The following is an 18545-nucleotide window of genomic DNA, read 5'->3' as shown; positions in this document are numbered from 1 at the left end:
ATGATTAAACAAATACAAACGGAAGCAGATGAATTAGGGTTCTTTGGAGAATATGGTGGACAATATGTACCGGAGACATTAATGCCAGCAATCATAGAACTAAAACAAGCATACCAAAAAGCTAAAAATGATCAAAAATTTCAAGATGAACTTCAATATTATTTAAAAGAATATGTGGGTAGAGAAACACCCTTAACTTATGCCAAAGCATATACAGAGCAATTAGGTGGAGCAAAAATTTATTTAAAAAGAGAAGACCTTAACCACACTGGTGCGCATAAAATTAATAATGCACTTGGACAAGCACTGTTAGCAAAACGTATGGGTAAACGTAAACTAGTAGCTGAAACAGGTGCTGGACAACATGGTGTGGCTAGTGCAACAGTTGCTGCATTATTCGATATGGAACTCATTGTCTTTATGGGAAAAGAAGATATTCAAAGACAACAATTAAATGTCTTTAGAATGGAATTGTTAGGCGCTAAAGTTGTTTCGGTTGAAGAAGGTCAAGGCACTTTATCAGATGCAGTAAACAAAGCATTGCAATATTGGGTTAGTCATGTTGAAGATACACATTATCTTTTAGGATCTGCATTAGGGCCAGATCCATTTCCAACAATAGTTAGAGATTTACAAAGCGTAATAGGAAAAGAAATTAAATCTCAAATATTGAACAAAGAAAATCGATTACCGGATGCAATCGTTGCTTGTATTGGTGGTGGCTCTAATGCTATCGGCACATTTTATCCATTTATTCAAGATGAAGTGAAACTATATGGTGTTGAAGCAGCAGGTAAAGGCAAAAATACTGATAAACATGCACTTGCAATTGGTAAAGGGAATCCTGGAGTTTTACATGGTGCCAAAATGTATTTAATTCAAGATAAGCATGGACAAGTGCAATTAGCACATTCCATTTCAGCTGGTTTAGATTATCCAGGTATTGGTCCTGAGCATTCTTATTATAACGACATTGGACGTGTAACTTATACCGAAGCTAGTGATGAACAGGCTATGGAAGCTTTAATACGTTTCACTAAAGCTGAAGGAATTATTCCAGCCATTGAAAGTGCGCATGCATTAAGTTATGTAGAAAGACTAGCTCCAACTATGAATAAAGATGACATCATTGTTGTAACACTTTCTGGTCGTGGTGATAAAGATATGAATACGATACGTCAATACACACAACAAAGAGGTGACACAAATGAGTAAACTATTTATTCCATATATTATGGGCAATTCTAAAATGATAGAACATATGAAAGTGTTGAGTCAGTGTGGCGCAGATATTATTGAAGTTGGTGTACCATTTTCAGATCCAGTGGCAGATGGACCGACAATAATGGAAGCTGGTGGAAAAGCTATAGAAGAAGGTATTACAATTGAATACATTTTCGAGCAACTAGAATTACATCAATTAGAAATTAAAAGTCAGTATGTGTTAATGACTTACTATAATATTATTTGTAATTACGGTGAAAAAGCATTTTTTGAAGCTTGTCAACGAGCAGGTGTTTATGGAGTGATTATACCTGATTTACCGTTTGAACTTGCTCAAAAATTAAAACAACAAACATATGAAAGTAATGTGAAAATAATTCCTTTAATTGCTATGACAACGTCTGAAGAACGAATGAAACTAATAGCTGAAAAAGCTGAAGGTTTTATTTACACTGTTACAATGAATGCAACTACTGGAAAAAATGGTGAATTCCATCCAGAGTTAAAATCCAAACTTAATTTAATTAAACGAACTGCTCAAGTTCCGGTTGTCGCTGGTTTTGGAATTAGAAATGTGCAACATGTTAAAGATATTTCACAAATAGCAGATGGTGTAGTTATAGGTAGTGAAATAGTAAGACGCTTCGCTAATGATTCAACTGAAGAGAATATTAAATATTTCAATTCGATACGACATGCACTAAATCAATAATTTAAATGGATTTTAATTCATAGCATGATAAATCAGAAAAATGTAATTATAAAGGATATATGTAATTTAATACACGTATTATGATAGAACTTAATCAAATTGCATAAATTTTACAATGTTTTAAGGGAAGTCATTGGCAATAGGTTTGTAAATGCATTAAAATAATAGATGATAATACATTAATAGTATGGGTTTATATATTTAACTCATACTATTATTTATTACAATTAGTCAAAATAAGTTGAAAAAGGTTATGAAAGGCATTCTTAATATTATTAAAACAATTAATTTTTAAGGTGTACCAGTAATAACTTATATGGACACCATAAATAGCAATATTTATATTGCACATATTTAAGTATTATTAGATATTATATACATAGAAAGTAACATCATTTGAACATAGTATAATTTGAACTTAAATCGAATTCTTAACAGAGATAAAAATAGAGATAAAAACAATAGGAGTTATGATAATGAAGTTTACAAACTTAACAGCGAAGGAATTTGGCGATTTTACAGACCAAATGCCTTACACCCATTTCACACAAATGATAGGTAACTATGAATTGAAACTTGCTGAAGGTACAGAGTCACATTTAGTTGGTATTAAGAATAATGACAATGAAGTCATTGCAGCATGTTTACTAACAGCAGTACCAGTGTTGAAATTCTTCAAGTATTTCTATACTAATAGAGGTCCAGTCATTGATTATGATAATAAAGAATTAGTTCATTACTTTTTTAATGAATTAACTAAATATGTTAAAAAACATAACTGTCTTTATTTAAGAGTAGATCCGTATGTACCGTATCAATATTTAAATCATGATGGGGAAGTCCTTGGAAATGCCGGCCATGATTGGATATTTGATAAAATGAAATCACTAGGGTTTAAACATGAAGGTTTTCATAAAGGCTTTCATCCAGTATTACAAGTTAGATATCATTCAGTATTAGACTTAAAAGACAAGACTGCTAAAGATGTTTTAGACGGAATGGATAATTTACGTAAACGTAATACTAAAAAGGTACAAAAAAATGGTGTGAAAGTTAAATTCTTATCCGAAGAAGAATTACCAATATTTAGATCATTTATGGAAGATACATCAGAAACTAAAGAATTCCAAGATAGAGACGATAATTATTATTATGATCGTTTTAAACATTTCAAAGATCGAGTTTTAGTGCCATTAGCATATATTAATTTTGATGAATATATTGAAGAGTTAAATAATGAAAAAGAGACACTAAACAAAGATTTAAATAAAGCCATCAAAGATATTGAAAAGCGCCCAGATAATAAAAAATCACATAATAAAAAGGCTAACTTAGAGCAACAAATAGCTGCTAATCAACAGAAATTAGATGAAGCACAACGACTTCAAGCAGAACATGGTAATGAATTACCAATTTCTGCAGGTTACTTCTTTATTAATCCTTTCGAGGTTGTTTACTATGCAGGCGGTACGTCAAACAAATATCGACACTTCGCAGGTAGTTATGCTGTACAATGGACAATGATTAATTATGCACTAGAACATGGCATCAACCGTTATAATTTCTATGGAATCAGTGGGGACTTCACAGAAGATGCAGAAGATGCTGGTGTAATCAAATTTAAAAAAGGCTATAATGCTGATGTCATTGAATATGTAGGAGATTTTCTTAAACCAATAAATAAACCTATGTACACTGTTTATACTACATTAAAGAAATTACTTAAAAAATAAACATAAATAATAAATTTTTATTAGGAAGGGAATTATCTAAATATGAAATTTACAGAGTTGACAGTTAAAGAATTTGAGAACTTTGTACAAAATCCATCTTTAGAAAGTCATTATTTTCAAGTAAAAGAAAATATTGCTACTCGTGAAACAGATGGTTTTCAGGTTGTATTATTAGGTATAAAAGATGAAAGTAATAAGGTCATTGCAGCAAGTCTATTTTCTAAAATTTCAACAATGGGTAGTTACGTTTATTATTCAAACCGCGGCCCTGTTATGGATTATTCTGACTTAGGACTAGTTGACTTTTATTTGAGAGAGTTAGAAAAATACTTACAACAACATCAATGTTTATATGTCAAAATGGACCCATATTGGATTTATCAAATTTATGATAAAGATATTAAACCTCTAGATAATCATGAAAAAAATGATGCACTCGTTAATTTATTTAAATCACATGGCTATGAGCATCATGGATTTACAACAACATATGATAATTTCAGTCAAGTAAGATGGATGGGTGTATTAAATTTAGAGGGGAAAACACCTGCATCATTGAAAAAAGAATTTGATAGTCAACGTAAAAGAAATATTAATAAAGCGATAAACTACGGAGTTAAAGTAAGATTTTTAAGTAGGGACGAATTTGATCTCTTCTTAGAACTTTATCGTGAAACTGAAGAAAGAACTGGTTTTGCTTCTAAAACGGATCAATACTTTTATAATTTTATAGACCATTATGGAGATAAAGTATTAGTTCTTTTAGCATATATTGATTTAGATGAATATATTGAATCATTACAGCATTCACTAAATGATAAAGAAAGCCGCCGCGATCAAATGATGGCTAACGAAAATAAAAGTGATAAGCAACTTAAGAAAATTAGTGAGTTAGACAAACAAATTGAGCATGACAAAAAAGAAATGCTTCAAGCGAGTGAAATTCGTCAAACTGATGGTTCAATATTGAATCTTGCTTCAGGTGTATACTTTGCTAATGCTTATGAAGTTAACTACTTCTCAGGTGGTTCATCAGAAAAATTCAATCAATACATGGGTCCATACATGATGCATTGGTTCATGATTAATTATTGCTTCGATAATGGCTATGATCGTTACAATTTTTATGGCTTATCTGGTGATTTTACTGAAAATAGTGAGGACTACGGTGTTTATCGCTTTAAACGAGGCTTTAATGTTCAAATTGAAGAGTTAATAGGAGATTTTTATAAGCCAATTAACAAAGTGAAATATTGGTTATTCACTACATTAGATCGTATTCGTAGAAAAGTGAAAAAGTAAGTTAAATAAAATAATTTATTGTATTTAAGAGGTTGGGACATGTGTCTCAATCTCTTTTTTTATTTATCTACTTTGTTCAAAAGTTAAAATCTACAAATAAATATTATAAAAATTCTAATTTTTATAATCATATTGCACCCTACTAAAATAATCATAGCATAATAGAATCGCTTAACAACAATAGTTATAGCGAAATTTTTAATAAATTATTTATAAGTGGAATATATCTAAAATTAGCAAAAATAAAACAAACTACGTACATGAATGTTTAAAACTATTATTTAAGTTGAAAATGTGTATAAATAGATTAGTGTTAATAATCGTGTACCGAAGTTTAGAGTTATATGATTTTATATGTTAAATTTCATTAATAATATATGTGTAAAAAGAATTCATATAGATGATTAATTGTTAATATCAATAGATATGTCAGTCATGCGATATGACATAACCTGAAGTTGTAGCATTTATTGGTATCTCACATAATAGTCTTAGTTTCTGTGAGATTATAACAGTTAGCATTTAATAGAAATTATTTGATGGTCTGTATCAAAGTAATAATTTATCTTATATTGAGATTAACAAGCTAATGGATATTATTAACTATAGACTTATAAAAATCAATACAGGATAAATTAAGGTTTAATAGTTATAAGTCATACAAAAACAAAACTACTTAAAAATATAACGAATTGTAAAATATAAAATACGGTAATGAAATTTAGAATTTAAGAATAATCCAAGGAGACTAAGTTATTTTTTGATTTTAGTTTACATAATATATATTATAGGAAGTTATAGATATTCGATACAGGGGACACTATTTTCTGTTTATTACAAAAGAATTTCGTTTTTTAACGCTAACTTACACTATGCTATAATAAGTTCATCTTTTTAGTTTAGGAGTTTTGTTTTATGAATTTTGTTTTTGATATTGATGGTACGATTTCATTTGATGGTCTACATGTAGATCAACGTATTATCGATCGTATATTTAAACTACATGCTAACGGTCATCAAGTTATATTTGCATCAGCACGTCCAATTAGAGATTTATTACCAGTTATTCCAGAATTTGAAGATTTTACACTTATTGGTGGCAATGGCTCAATTATTTCTCAAAATGGTCGTATTGAAGTTATTAAATCAATCCAACTCGATGATTTGCAATTAATTAAAGATATTGTAAATGCATACCAACTAAAATACATATTTGATGATAAATACAACTATTCAACGAATTTAGATGCTACAAATGAACTATTTCAACGAATTGACCCTAATAATACTGCAAATGCTTTAGATATGAATGATATTTCTCAACCAATTAAAGCCATTATATTAGAAATTCGTAAAGATGATTTTGAAGAAATTGCTACGATTTTAGCTGAAAAATCTAAATCTGTTGAACTTATACATCATCTTAATGAACGATATATTGATATTACAGCTCAAGATATTGATAAACATACTACTATCCAAGAACTCATTGGTAATGCCACTGAATATATAGCTTTTGGTAACGATCATAACGATATTCAGATGCTAGAACATGCTACACAAGGCTACTTTGTCACTAATGAACATATGGAGCATACAACATTCATCAATAATGCTAATATTACATTAATTGAAAATACTAATGAAGCCGTATGTGAAGTAATAGATAAATGGTTGTAAAATAAGTAAAATTTCTATTGATAATGATTCTCATTTTCAATTATAATATTGATAAGGAGGATGATTATGAAAAATACATGTAAATTATTATTTATTTTAATGATAGGATTAACTTTAGTAGCTTGTAGTCAAGGTTCTCATAAATCAAAGGAACAAAATAAAGACACAGTTACTATAAAGAATACATATGAATTTAAAGATAAAAACAATACCCACTCTAAAGGAGATAAGAAAACTGAGACAGTCAAGGTACCTAAAAATGCTAAAAATGTCGCAGTTATGGACTACGGTGCTTTAGATATTATGCAACAAATGGGTCTTCAAAGTCATATTAAAGCAATTGCTAAAGGTCAAGGTAATAGCTTTTTACCCCACTCTTTATCTGAATTTAAAGATAAAAAATACATTAATTTAGGAAATCCTGGGCGCCCTAATTATGATAACTTAGCTAAAGCAAAACCAGACTTAATACTTGCTTCTTTCAGACAAGCACATACGAAAACTGTTGATGAAATGAAGAAGGCTGCACCTAATGCTAAAATTTTATTTGTAAGCCCAGATAACGATAACTATATTTCTTCAATTGAAAATACGACAAATCAACTTGGTAAAATATTTGATAAAAAGCAAAAAGCCAAATCTTTAAATAAACAATTGAAAGATAAAGTTAAAGAAACACAACGTGTAATTACTAAAGACAAAGTATTATTATTGTTGGTTGATGATAAAGGTATGAAAGCATTTGCTAATACTGGTCGTTTTGGTGGCTTTTTAAATAAAGATCTAGGTATTCAACATGCTGATGACAATATGAAAGCAAATTCAGCGGGAAATCAAGTGAGTTATGAATACTTAAATAAAATTAATCCTGATAAAATATTCGTAATTAACCGTACTAAAGATGGTAATGACAAAACTATACCTAAAGAATTAAATAATAAAGTCATTAAGAATGTTAAAGCAATTAAAAATGATGAAGTATATCAATTTGAATCAAATGCATGGTACTTTGGTGAAGGTGGACATCAACTTACAATTGATCAACTTGACCATATACAAGATGCCTTTAAAAATAAAAAGTAACATTCAATAAAACAATAAAAAAGTGAGTGAGGTTGGCAATGTAATGCCTTCCCCACTCACTTTTTAACTTATTTATTCAAATGCTTGAACAAGTTGTTTAGTATAAGGATGTCGGTCCTCATTAAATAACAATCCAGTTTCAAAATCATCAACAATTTCGCCATTTTGTAATACAATCATACGTTGACACATCCGCTGAATGACAGACAAATCGTGTGAAATCATAATTAAAGTTTGTATATGTTTTTGATAATTTTCTTTTAAAATATCTAACATGTGTTGTTCTGCGATAACATCTAAATTGGATGTAATTTCATCGCAAATTAATATTTGTGGTTTTGCGAGTAACGTACGCATCAAGTTAAAACGTTGTAGCTGACCACCACTTAATTCACTAGGATATTTTGTTAGTAAAGATAATGGTAAATTAAATGATTGTGTTGTATCGTTGATGATTTTATCAATATCATTATCATTATACTTTTTATAGTAGATCAAAGGTTCAGACAATGACTGTTGGATAGTCATATTAGGATTAAAACTTTCTGAAGCATGTTGAAATACAGGTAGTATGTCTTGAGTATCTGACTTAATAAATCCCTCTGATGGGCTGTGTTCATTCATTAATAATGAGGCAAGTGTACTCTTCCCTGACCCACTTTCCCCAACAATACCAACGATTTCATTATCTTGTATTGTTAAATTAATATGTTTCAACACAGGTAGATTTTTATGGTAATTGAAAGAAACATTGTCTAATTTAATCATGTTCATCCCTCTTTAAATGACTTCTAGAATGTAATAATTGTTGAGAATAAGGATTGATATGGTGACTTTGAAAATAGTTAAGGTCGCCATAATCTATGATTTGTCCAAATTTCATAACATTAATGTAATCTGCATATTTTAAAACATGACTCATGTTATGAGTAACGATTAAAAGCGTTTGATGATGATCATTAACAATATGTTGTAATAAATCCATAATTTGTTGTCCATTTACGACGTCCAAAGAAGCAACAGGTTCATCAGCAATAATGAGTTTTGGGTCAAGCATAAGTACGCTAGCGATATATACACGTTCTAACTGCCCTCCTGATAATTGAAAGCTATAACGTTGTAATATAAATTCACCTTCTAAGTTCACCCATCCTAATGCTTTATTTACTTTAGAAATAGCCTCTTGTTTTGTTACATCGTAATGAGTGCGATAAATAGCAACAAGTTGTTTACCTAGTTTAGAGTGGTCATTGAAACTTTGTGTATAATTTTGAGAAATATACCCGATATCTTTACCTAATTGGTATTGAATAGTGCCATGAGAGTGATCATTAAAATGAAAATGATCACAATTAACTCGAAAATGCGACGGTAGTTGATTTAATATAAAACGCATCAATAGCGTTTTTCCTGCCCCACTTTCACCAATGATGGCATTTACTTGTTTATCATATATAGTAAAATCGACATTTGTTATTAGTTGGTTTCTATGTTCGTCTTCAATTGAGAGATTTTTAATGTCTATAGTATTCAATTATCGATTTCCCCTTTCTAATAAACGATCACGTAAAGCATCACCGGTTAAATTAAATATTAAGATTGTAATAGTAATAGTCGTTGCAGGTGCAATCATCATAATAGGATGAGAAGTTATAAAATCACGTCCTGCTTGCAACATCGCGCCCCATTCTGGTGAAGGTGGTTGAGCACCAAGACCTAAAAATGATAACGAACTAATATATAAAATAATTTTCCCAAAGTCTACAATGACTAATACTAATATTGATGGTAATACTTTAGGCAATAAATGTTTAAAAAGAATCTTCGATGTAGGTACTTTGAAAAGTTGTGCCATACGTATATAAGATTGATGCATCTCGCTGTTAACTATTCCTCTTGTGACTCTTGTATAATTCATCCATTTTATAACTGTAATAGCTATAACTAAATTCCAAATACTTGGATGAAAGAAACTTGCTAAAGCAATCATAATAACAAATTCTGGAATACTTAATCCGATATCGATTGCACGCATAATAATATTGTCTGTCCAACCTTTTTTATAACCTGCTAATAAACCAAGTGGAACGCCAATAATGACTGTAATGATAAGTGTTAATACTGTTACCAACAAAGTTGAACGTGCACCAACAACTAAACGTGTAAATAAATCTCTTCCGTAATCATCAGTTCCTAAAAAGTGTTTTCCACTCATTGGCTCAAATGTTTGAGATAAATTAACTTTTATAGCAGTTTCATCATTTACAAAAAATTGCATCAGAATAATGATTAAAATATAAATGAAAAATACATAAAATATCCAGTTTTTCTTGTTGAATTTAATTTTCATGAGGTGTCGCCTCCTTTTGTTCATATCCTTGAGACGATTTCTTTGTATTATGGTGTGAAGCCAAACGTTGTTTTGGGTCTAACATTACACTTAATAAATCAGCTAAGGTATTAATAATAATGACTAAAGTGCCGATAAATAAAACAACGCCTTGGATAACGGGATAATCTCTAGAACGAATACTATCGACTAAAAAAGCACCTAAACCAGGTATTTCAAATAGATTTTCAATAACCACCGTACCTCCGACTAAACTACCTACTGATAACCCAATCAATGGAATGGTTGGTAAAAGTGCAGGTTTTAATAAATCATGAAATAGAATATAGTGTTCAGACATACCTCGTAATCGAGAAACTTGTACGATCGGACTTTGATATAAATCCAACAAATTAGATCTAATTAATCTAATGAGGTATGCGCACATACCAATACTCATTGTTAAAATTGGAAGTATATATGAAACAAATTGACCATCACTAGCTGGTGGTAAGATGTTTAATTTCAAATCAAATATATATAATAAAAGTATACCTATAAAAAATGCAGGTAAACTGACCAATAATGAAGTACCTATTCTTATTATTTTATCAATTGGGCGATGATAATGGATTGCTGCTAAGATACCTAATAGTAATGAAATAATAATAGAAACAACAAGTGTACCTAAAGTTATAATTAAAGTTTGGGTTGCATAGTTAGTGATTTCTTGAGTAACTGGCTCATTTGTTTGATAACTAACACCTAAATCCAAATGTAAAATTTGATTGATCCAATGCCACCATTGAATAAATATGGAATCATTTAGTCCAAGTTTGTCCTCTGTTGCTTTAATTTGTGTATTTGAAACTTGTGCAGTATCTAAGTGTAAAATCTTATCAACTGGATTACCCGGTGATAATTTCATCAATAAAAAAGTAATCGTTGATAAAACTAACAGCACAACAATCATTTGTATGCACTTTGCAGTGATTATTTTAAAAATATTCATTGATATCTCTCCATAAAAATGATGATATTAAATTAATAACGCCAAAGTTTATAGACGCTAATATTTATATTGTAAAAATGTTTAGTTACATCAAAATTAAAAACCCAACTCTGTTAGTTATATTCAGAATCGGGTTATGAAAATTATATTTAACGACGACGATATTTATCGAAATCATCATTATAGTCATGTTCAAATTGTTCATATCTACGCATATCTTTTTCGAGTCGTTTTTTCTTTCTTTCACGTCTCCAATTACGAGTGAAATACCATAATAAGAAACTAATAATTAAACTGATTATTGCCATAAAAGCAGCAAATCCTAATAACGGTTGATATGTAATATCTTGAAAGTTAGGGATTAAGAATGCCAACACACCTAAAACCACAAATGAAATTACTGCCGCAATAAACCATCTATGTAATACTAAAGTGCAAAACACTGTTAGTATGATGACCGCTAATATAGTAATCCATAGGAAATTGGGCATATCAAAAATTGTCATATACGAATTCTCCTTATTTAAAATAACACTATTTTTATTATACTATTTTCTAACTAACAACTAAACCTACTATAGTAGTATATCTCATTAATAACACTTTTAATTAAAGTTTGATTTTCCTATCTGAATCAACTGCGTAAGAAAAATAACTAATGTATAATATGACGTATATTAACAAACAGGGAGTGAAACATATTGTCTCAAGGCTTACCTAATAGAAAAGATGTATCAAGTTCAGAAATCTGGGATTTAAAAGACTTATTCCAAAATGATGATGCCTTTTACGAAACGTTAGAAGAAATAATGGCTTCAACTATAGATTTTAATAAACGATTTGCTGGTCAACTAACAAACTATCAAATTGCTGAAAAAGCATTACATGAGTATGAGACTCTATTAATACAATTAGATCGTCTAGGAAACTATTCAGAATTACGTCTAAGTGTAGATACTAGTGATGAAAAAGCACAACAATTAAATGCGAAATTAAATATTTCATATGGTAAAATCGCAAGTCAGCTATCATTTTTAGAATCGGAAATATTAGATTTAGATGATGATGAATTACAACACTTACTAGCTGAAACACAATATCCACACTATATTCAGCAACTCATTCAGCGTAAACCATATCAACTAGATCCTAAAGTAGAACAAACTTTAGCTAGTTTATCCCCTACTATTAATCAACCTTATGATTTATATGGTACGACAAAAATGCTAGATATCGCATTTGAATCGTTTGAACATGAAAATGTAGATTATCCAATGGATTACGCAACATTTGAAAATGAATATGAAGATCATGCTGATGCAGAATTCAGAAAGAAAAGTTTCAAATCATTTAGTGATGCTATTAAACGATATCAACATACAACTGCAGCAACTTATAATATGCAAGTTCAACAAGAAAAAATTGAAGCAGATTTAAGAGGCTATGATTCTGTTATTGATTATCTGTTACAAGAACAAGAAGTGACACGAGACATGTTTGATAGACAAATTGATGTAATTATGAGTGATTTAGCACCAGTAATGCAAAAATATGCCAAATTATTACAACGTGTTCATGGTTTAGATAAAATGCGATTTGAAGATTTGAAAATTTCAATAGATCCTACTTATGAACCAGATATTTCAATAGAAGAATCTAAAAAATATATTTATGGTGCATTAAATGTGTTGGGTGATGATTATACTTCAATGCTTGAATCTGCTTATCAGAATCGTTGGATAGATTTTGCTCAAAATAAAGGTAAAGATACTGGCGCTTTTTGTGCTAGTCCATATTTTACACATTCATATGTCTTTATTTCTTGGACGGGTAAAATGGCTGAAACATTTGTATTAGCACATGAATTAGGACACGCTGGACATTTTACATTAGCACAAACACATCAAAATTTCTTAGAATCTGAAGCGTCTATGTATTTTGTAGAGGCCCCGTCTACTATGAATGAAATGTTGATGGCCAATTATTTATTTAACCATAGTGATGACCCGCGTTTTAAACGTTGGGTGATTGGCTCAATTTTATCACGTACTTATTATCATAATATGGTGACACACTTACTTGAAGCGGCATATCAACGGGGAGTTTATAAAAAAGTAGATAATGGAGAATCTCTAACTGCTCCAGTACTAAATGATATTATGTTAAATGTTTACCAAACATTTTTCGGTGACGCAGTTGAAATGACTGATGGTGCCGAGTTAACTTGGATGAGACAACCACATTATTATATGGGATTATATTCATATACTTATTCTGCAGGTTTAACAATAGGTACGGTTGTTTCTCAAAAAATTAAAAATGAAGGTCAACCAGCAGTCGATGCTTGGTTAAATACGTTAAAATCAGGTGGCAGTTTATCTCCTGTTGAATTAGCTAAACAAGCAGGTGTAGATATTACAACTGAAGCGCCATTAAAAGATACTATTCGCTATATTTCTGAATTAGTAGATGAAGCAATTGCATTAACTGATGAGATTGAAGGTCAATCAAAATAAATATAAAAATATCCCCTCAAATGAAAGAATCACCATTCATTTGAGGGGATATTATATGTTTATTTGTTAATTTGGATTATATAGGTAGATTAATGTGATGTTTCATAACGGTTACCAGTTAAGAAGTAATATACACTTTCAGCAATATTACTAATATGGTCCCCTACACGTTCTAAGTTTCTAGCGGCTAAATGAGCTTGTCCAGCAACGAAAGGATCATTATCAATTAAGTAAGTAGTATTAACGATATTGATATATAAGTCATCAATATCTTGATCGCGTTCGATAATTTCTTTAATCAAAGTAATATCTTCATTTTTAACAGCTGTATTTAAATCTTCAAGCATTAACATAGCAAGTTTACCCATTGTTTTTAATCTAGTTAATACATAATGGTCAGTTATTTTGACTCGAAGTCTAATATGAGCGATATTAGCTGCATTGTCTCCCATTCGCTCTAAATCTGTAGAAATTTTTAATGCTGACATCATCATTCTCAAATCTGTAGCTATTGGTTGCTGTTTTGTAATCAACATAATCACTTTTTCATTAATTTCATGATCTAGATGATTGATTTCTTTATCTTTTTGAATAGTTTCTCTGGCAAATGTTCTCTTCTCTTCACTTAACGACACTAAGGCATTCTCAATATTAAAATAAACACGAAGACCTAGTCGGCGTAAATCTTTGATTAAGCCTTCTAGTTGATCTTCGTATTTTTGTCTAATAACTGCCATCTATTATCCGAATCGTCCTGAAATATAATCTTCAGTTTGCTTATCTGCAGGATTTGAGAAAATTTTGTCAGTGTCGTCATATTCATTAATATAACCATTTAAGAAGAAAGCAGTTTTATCAGAAACACGCGCTGCTTGTTGCATGTTATGTGTAACCATAATAATTGAATAATTTTCTTTTAATTCTTGAACTAATTCTTCTATTTTTAAAGTAGAGATTGGGTCTAATGCTGATGTAGGTTCGTCCATTAAAATAACATCAGGTTCAATCGCTAAACATCTAGCGATACAAACACGTTGTTGTTGACCACCTGATAAACCATACGCATTCATGTGTAATCTGTCTTTTAATTCATCCCAAATAGCAGCACCACGTAGTGATTTTTCAACAATTTCGTCTAAAACTTTTTTGTTTTTAATACCATGAGTTTTTGGCCCGTAAGTAATATTGTCATAAATTGATTTTGGGAATGGATTTGGTTGTTGGAATACCATACCTACATTAGTTCTTAATTTCTCTTTTGAATATTTAGCATCAAATATGTTTTGATCGCGGTATAAAATTTTACCAGCTGTTTTTACAGAAGGTACAAGTTCTACCATACGGTTTAATGCTTTAATATAAGTTGATTTACCACAACCTGATGGTCCAATAATAGCAGTGACGTTATTTTCAAGAATATCTAAATTGATATTTTGAAGTGCATGGTTATCGCCATACCATAAATCTAAATTTTGAGTAGAATATACTACTTTTCTTTCGCTATCTGAAATTGAATCTTTTTTATCATCTGTAGTTACAATTGTAGCAACGCTTTGCCCTGAATTGCTTTTTAGTTCATTTAATTTCTTGTTTTCTTCGACTTGTTTGTTACCCATAGTATAAAACTCCTTCTAAATAATTAAGTTGAAATAAGTCTACTTAATAATCAATATCCATTTCCCAATGTTAAGATTTCGTTTCTCTTTAAAATTTCTTGCTAAATTTATTACGGAAGAATATTGCTAAACCGTTCATTAATAATAAGATAACTAATAATACGATAATGCCTGCTGACGCAACATTTTGGAATTCTTCTTGAGGCATTTTAGCCCAGTTATAAATTTGTATTGGCAATGCTTGGAATTGATCCATGATGCCGCTTGGTAAACGTAATAGAATTGTTGGAATACCAATCAAAATTAAAGGCGCTGTTTCGCCTAATGCACGAGATAAAGCTAAGATAAATCCAGTTAAAATACCTGGTAATGCAGCCGGTAAAACGACTTTGTAAATCGTTTGCCATTTATTTGCACCTAAACCATATGACGCTTCTCGTACTGAATTGGGTACCGCGCGAATAGCTTCTTGTGATGCTACGATAATGACAGGTAAGATTAATAAAGACATTGTTAATGCACCAGCTAAAATTGATTTGCCAAGAGATAATGACTCGATTCCCATACCACGTACGAATAATGTAAGTCCTAATAAACCGAATACTACTGAAGGTACCCCGGCTAAGTTAGAAATACAAACTTTCACAAAGTCTGTAAATGGATTTTTACGAGCATATTCTTCAAGATAAATTGCTGTACCGACACCTAAAATAATTGAAATTGGAATGATAGTAATCATTAACCATAATGTTCCCACTAAAGCACCTTTAACACCGGCCATAGATGGTGTAGATGAAGAAAAGTTAGTGAAGAATGAAGGTGTTAAATGACCAGCACCTTTGATTAATGTATCTATTAATAATGCTGCTAATACGATTAATCCTATTAATGTACAAGCTAAGAATATACCTTTAAATACTTTATTCTTCGTCATACGACTAGAAATATTTTTTTCGACTTTATTTTGATCGACTAATGTTTTGTTATGATTTGCTACGTTAGTAGTTGTTGTAGACATTTTAATACTCCTCTCTGAAACGTTTAGAAATCCATTGTGATAGTAAGTTCATAGCTAATGTGAAAATAAATAGCGTGAATCCTACCGCATAGATACTGTAGTAAACGTCTGATCCGAAAGTAGCATCTCCTGTAGCAACTTGAACAATATAACCAGTCATTGTTTGGATTGACCCAGTTAGGTTTAATGAAGCTGTAGGTGTACTACCAGCTGCTAGAGATACGATCATTGTTTCTCCAATTGCTCTTGAAATAGCTAAGACAATTGATGCTAAAATACCTGAAGCTGCTGCAGGTAAAACAACTTTTATAGCAACTTCTAATTTTGTAGCACCTAACCCTAATGCACCTTCACGAATTTTGTTTGGAACTGATGCCATTGCATCTTCACTCATACTTGTAATAAGTGGGATAATCATTACCCCTACTACTAATCCAGGACTAATTGAGTTAAAACTACCTAAGTCAGGAAATATAGATCTTAAAATCGGTGTAACAAATGTTAATGCGAAGAAACCGAACACGATAGTTGGTATACCTGCTAACACCTCAAGTACTGGTTTAATAATGCGTCTAGCTCTATCTGAAGCATATTCACTTAAATAAATAGCTGCGCCTAATCCAATTGGAACTGCGAATAAAGCTGCAATAATTGTGATTTTAAGTGTTCCAATGATTAATGCCCAAATACCATATGAAGGTTTAGCTGAGAACGGGTTCCAATCTGTAGAAAATAAAAATTCTGTGATTGATACACGTGTAAAGAAAGTGATTGTTTCAGTTAGTAATGTAAATAAAATCCCTAAAGTTACTAAAATTGAAATTGCTGAAATGATAGCTAAAATGATTGGCACTATTTTATCGCTCATGCCACCCTTTTTGGCATTGTTTTTAGCAATCATTTCTCTAATGTTTGTATTTGAAACCATATGAAAACCTCTCTTCTTAAATCTCCCAATTATAAAAAAAGAGTGGGAATATTTCAGGTTGATAAGAGTAAAGACTCATGATATTTATGTGCTAACCTGAAAAGAAAATCATACAAAGTGGCTGAATTAACCCACTTTGTATTGATTTTCGTTGTATTCCCAAACTCTATTGTTAATTATTTATCTTCTTTTTTATCAGAGTCTTTGCTGTTTTTCTTAATGTAATCTTTTAATTCTTTAAGTTCATCTTTGTAATCTTTCTTAGGAAGTGCTACATAACCAGCATCTTCTGCAGATTTACCTTCATCTTTAAGTGTGAATTTCATGAATTCCTGGAAAGCTTTGTTTTCTTTTAATGATTTTTCTTTAGCGTAGATGAATAATGGTCTACTTAAAGCATAAGAGTTATCTTGGATTGTTTTCTTAGTTGGTTTAGTATCTTTGCCCTTATCATCTTTGACTTTAACTTCTTTTAATTTGTCTTTATTTTGTTGATAGAAGTTATAACCAAAGTAACCAATACCTTGTTCGTTCTTTTGAACTGATTGTACGATGACGTTAGTGTCAGCATTTTTCTCAGCTTTAATATCGCCTTTATCCATTACTTCTTCAGTAAAGAAGTCGAATGTACCATGTGATTGGTCTGGAGAGAACGCTTTGATTTTTTTATCAGGCCATTTAGAGTTAACGTCTTTCCAAGTTTTAGCTTTTCCAGAGTAAATATCTTTAAGTTGGTCTTTAGATAATGATTTTACGAAGTCATTATCTTTGTTTACTGTTACTGTTACACCATCTTGAGCAATTTTATATTCTTTGTATTTAATACCTTTGTCTTCTAATTTTTTCTTTTCTTCATCTTTAATAGGTCTTGAAGCATTTGAGAAATCTGTTTCTCCTGAAATGAATTTCTCGAATCCGCCACCTGTTCCTGAAGTACCAGAAGATACTGTAGCGTCAGGATAATCTTTAGCGAATTTTTCGTTTAATTTTTCAATGATAGGACCGACTGTTGAAGATCCGTCACCTTTTACTTCACCACTTACATCTTTACCTTCGCCTGAACCGCCGTTACCGCCGCCACATGCGCCTAAAAGTACTGAAGCTCCTAATACAGTCTTACCGACTAATTGCCACTTTTTCATTGAAACATCCTCCTAATATAAATAACCCAAATGTTATATGTATTTCTTACAGTTCTAATATTAACGAATCATTGTTAATTAAAAACTATGTTAATGTAAATGTTTTGTTAAGTTTAGATTTAGTTATGTTAAGTTATTAGAAATTCTTATATATATCAGCTTTTTAGACTTTAATCGTATTGAGATTATTCAAAGATTTAGGAGAAATTCAGTAGAAGAGGAAATATTAAAGTAAGTATTGTTAACATAA

Annotated in this window: 17 protein-coding genes; 7 read left to right on the top strand and 10 right to left on the bottom strand. The window is 30.6% G+C overall.

Annotated elements, in window-relative coordinates:
• The 6 genes from trpB to N524_RS0100750 all read left to right on the top strand — a co-directional run bounded on the left by trpB (position 1) and on the right by N524_RS0100750 (position 7734).
• Positions 1-1215 (top strand): tryptophan synthase subunit beta, encoded by a 1215-nt coding sequence (gene trpB / locus N524_RS0100775; RefSeq protein WP_017636409.1) that lies wholly within the window; start codon positions 1-3, stop codon positions 1213-1215.
• Entirely contained in the window at positions 1208-1936 is a 729-nt protein-coding gene (gene trpA / locus N524_RS0100770) for a tryptophan synthase subunit alpha (RefSeq protein WP_029055384.1), read from the top strand. The genes trpB and trpA overlap by 8 nt, the downstream gene beginning before the upstream one ends.
• A 476-nt stretch (positions 1937-2412) precedes the next feature.
• The gene (locus N524_RS0100765; protein ID WP_029055383.1) at positions 2413-3669 is read left to right on the top strand and encodes an aminoacyltransferase; all 1257 of its coding nucleotides are present in this window, start codon (positions 2413-2415) and stop codon (positions 3667-3669) included.
• A 42-nt stretch (positions 3670-3711) separates the two neighbouring features.
• Complete coding sequence (locus N524_RS0100760; protein WP_029055382.1) at positions 3712-4971, top strand: aminoacyltransferase; 1260 nt, start codon at positions 3712-3714, stop codon at positions 4969-4971.
• A 915-nt stretch (positions 4972-5886) separates the two neighbouring features.
• The gene (locus N524_RS0100755; RefSeq protein WP_029055381.1) at positions 5887-6651 is read left to right on the top strand and encodes an HAD-IIB family hydrolase; all 765 of its coding nucleotides are present in this window, start codon (positions 5887-5889) and stop codon (positions 6649-6651) included.
• Between the two features lie 66 nt (positions 6652-6717).
• The gene (locus N524_RS0100750; protein ID WP_029055380.1) at positions 6718-7734 is read left to right on the top strand and encodes a siderophore ABC transporter substrate-binding protein; all 1017 of its coding nucleotides are present in this window, start codon (positions 6718-6720) and stop codon (positions 7732-7734) included.
• A gap of 72 nt (positions 7735-7806) precedes the next feature.
• Here the strand turns inward: N524_RS0100750 and N524_RS0100745 are convergent, their stop codons facing one another.
• The 5 genes from N524_RS0100745 to N524_RS0100725 all read right to left on the bottom strand — a co-directional run bounded on the left by N524_RS0100745 (position 7807) and on the right by N524_RS0100725 (position 11581).
• A complete protein-coding gene (locus tag N524_RS0100745) occupies positions 7807-8502 on the bottom strand; it encodes an ABC transporter ATP-binding protein (protein ID WP_029055379.1) in 696 nt (231 codons plus the stop codon).
• On the bottom strand, positions 8495-9268 hold the full coding sequence (locus tag N524_RS0100740; protein WP_029055378.1) for an ATP-binding cassette domain-containing protein: 774 nt from the start codon (positions 9266-9268) through the stop codon (positions 8495-8497). The genes N524_RS0100745 and N524_RS0100740 overlap by 8 nt, the downstream gene beginning before the upstream one ends.
• On the bottom strand, positions 9269-10084 hold the full coding sequence (nikC, locus tag N524_RS0100735) for a nickel transporter permease (protein ID WP_029055377.1): 816 nt from the start codon (positions 10082-10084) through the stop codon (positions 9269-9271).
• Positions 10074-11075 carry a nickel ABC transporter permease gene (gene nikB / locus N524_RS0100730; RefSeq protein ID WP_037555466.1) on the bottom strand — a complete coding sequence of 334 codons (1002 nt, stop codon included), beginning with the start codon at positions 11073-11075 and terminating at the stop codon, positions 10074-10076. The genes nikC and nikB overlap by 11 nt, the downstream gene beginning before the upstream one ends.
• Positions 11076-11224: 149 nt before the next feature.
• Positions 11225-11581 (bottom strand): hypothetical protein, encoded by a 357-nt coding sequence (locus N524_RS0100725; RefSeq protein ID WP_029055375.1) that lies wholly within the window; start codon positions 11579-11581, stop codon positions 11225-11227.
• Between the two features lie 195 nt (positions 11582-11776).
• Between N524_RS0100725 and pepF the strand changes: the two genes are divergently transcribed.
• Positions 11777-13591 (top strand): oligoendopeptidase F, encoded by a 1815-nt coding sequence (gene pepF, locus N524_RS0100720; protein ID WP_029055374.1) that lies wholly within the window; start codon positions 11777-11779, stop codon positions 13589-13591.
• An 89-nt stretch (positions 13592-13680) separates the two neighbouring features.
• Here the strand turns inward: pepF and phoU are convergent, their stop codons facing one another.
• The 5 genes from phoU to N524_RS0100695 form a co-directional block, all read right to left on the bottom strand.
• Positions 13681-14328: a phosphate signaling complex protein PhoU gene (gene phoU, locus N524_RS0100715; protein WP_017636979.1), complete on the bottom strand. Its 648-nt coding sequence runs from the start codon at positions 14326-14328 to the stop codon at positions 13681-13683.
• Between the two features lie 3 nt (positions 14329-14331).
• Complete coding sequence (gene pstB / locus N524_RS0100710; RefSeq protein WP_029055373.1) at positions 14332-15207, bottom strand: phosphate ABC transporter ATP-binding protein PstB; 876 nt, start codon at positions 15205-15207, stop codon at positions 14332-14334.
• Positions 15208-15295: 88 nt separating this feature from the next.
• On the bottom strand, positions 15296-16225 hold the full coding sequence (pstA, locus tag N524_RS0100705) for a phosphate ABC transporter permease PstA (protein WP_029055372.1): 930 nt from the start codon (positions 16223-16225) through the stop codon (positions 15296-15298).
• 1 nt (position 16226) lies between these two features.
• Positions 16227-17153 carry a phosphate ABC transporter permease subunit PstC gene (pstC, locus tag N524_RS0100700; protein WP_017636976.1) on the bottom strand — a complete coding sequence of 309 codons (927 nt, stop codon included), beginning with the start codon at positions 17151-17153 and terminating at the stop codon, positions 16227-16229.
• Positions 17154-17329: 176 nt separating this feature from the next.
• On the bottom strand, positions 17330-18295 hold the full coding sequence (locus N524_RS0100695) for a PstS family phosphate ABC transporter substrate-binding protein (protein ID WP_029055371.1): 966 nt from the start codon (positions 18293-18295) through the stop codon (positions 17330-17332).
• Positions 18296-18545 lie beyond the last annotated feature (250 nt).

The sequence above is a fragment of the Staphylococcus sp. URHA0057 genome (assembly GCF_000620265.1).
GTDB lineage: Bacteria > Bacillota > Bacilli > Staphylococcales > Staphylococcaceae > Staphylococcus > Staphylococcus pasteuri.
Note: the sequence above shows the minus strand (reverse complement) of the source record. Positions and strands in the feature narration are given on the sequence as shown.

Coding starts and splice junctions, on each gene's coding strand:
- trpB (WP_017636409.1), top strand. CDS start 1: ATGATTAAACAAATACAAACGGAAGCAGATGAATTAGGGTTCTTTGGA.
- trpA (WP_029055384.1), top strand. CDS start 1,208: ATGAGTAAACTATTTATTCCATATATTATGGGCAATTCTAAAATGATA.
- N524_RS0100765 (WP_029055383.1), top strand. CDS start 2,413: ATGAAGTTTACAAACTTAACAGCGAAGGAATTTGGCGATTTTACAGAC.
- N524_RS0100760 (WP_029055382.1), top strand. CDS start 3,712: ATGAAATTTACAGAGTTGACAGTTAAAGAATTTGAGAACTTTGTACAA.
- N524_RS0100755 (WP_029055381.1), top strand. CDS start 5,887: ATGAATTTTGTTTTTGATATTGATGGTACGATTTCATTTGATGGTCTA.
- N524_RS0100750 (WP_029055380.1), top strand. CDS start 6,718: ATGAAAAATACATGTAAATTATTATTTATTTTAATGATAGGATTAACT.
- N524_RS0100745 (WP_029055379.1), bottom strand. CDS start 8,502: ATGATTAAATTAGACAATGTTTCTTTCAATTACCATAAAAATCTACCT.
- nikC (WP_029055377.1), bottom strand. CDS start 10,084: ATGAAAATTAAATTCAACAAGAAAAACTGGATATTTTATGTATTTTTC.
- nikB (WP_037555466.1), bottom strand. CDS start 11,075: ATGAATATTTTTAAAATAATCACTGCAAAGTGCATACAAATGATTGTT.
- N524_RS0100725 (WP_029055375.1), bottom strand. CDS start 11,581: ATGACAATTTTTGATATGCCCAATTTCCTATGGATTACTATATTAGCG.
- phoU (WP_017636979.1), bottom strand. CDS start 14,328: ATGGCAGTTATTAGACAAAAATACGAAGATCAACTAGAAGGCTTAATC.
- pstB (WP_029055373.1), bottom strand. CDS start 15,207: ATGGGTAACAAACAAGTCGAAGAAAACAAGAAATTAAATGAACTAAAA.
- pstA (WP_029055372.1), bottom strand. CDS start 16,225: ATGTCTACAACAACTACTAACGTAGCAAATCATAACAAAACATTAGTC.
- pstC (WP_017636976.1), bottom strand. CDS start 17,153: ATGGTTTCAAATACAAACATTAGAGAAATGATTGCTAAAAACAATGCC.
- N524_RS0100695 (WP_029055371.1), bottom strand. CDS start 18,295: ATGAAAAAGTGGCAATTAGTCGGTAAGACTGTATTAGGAGCTTCAGTA.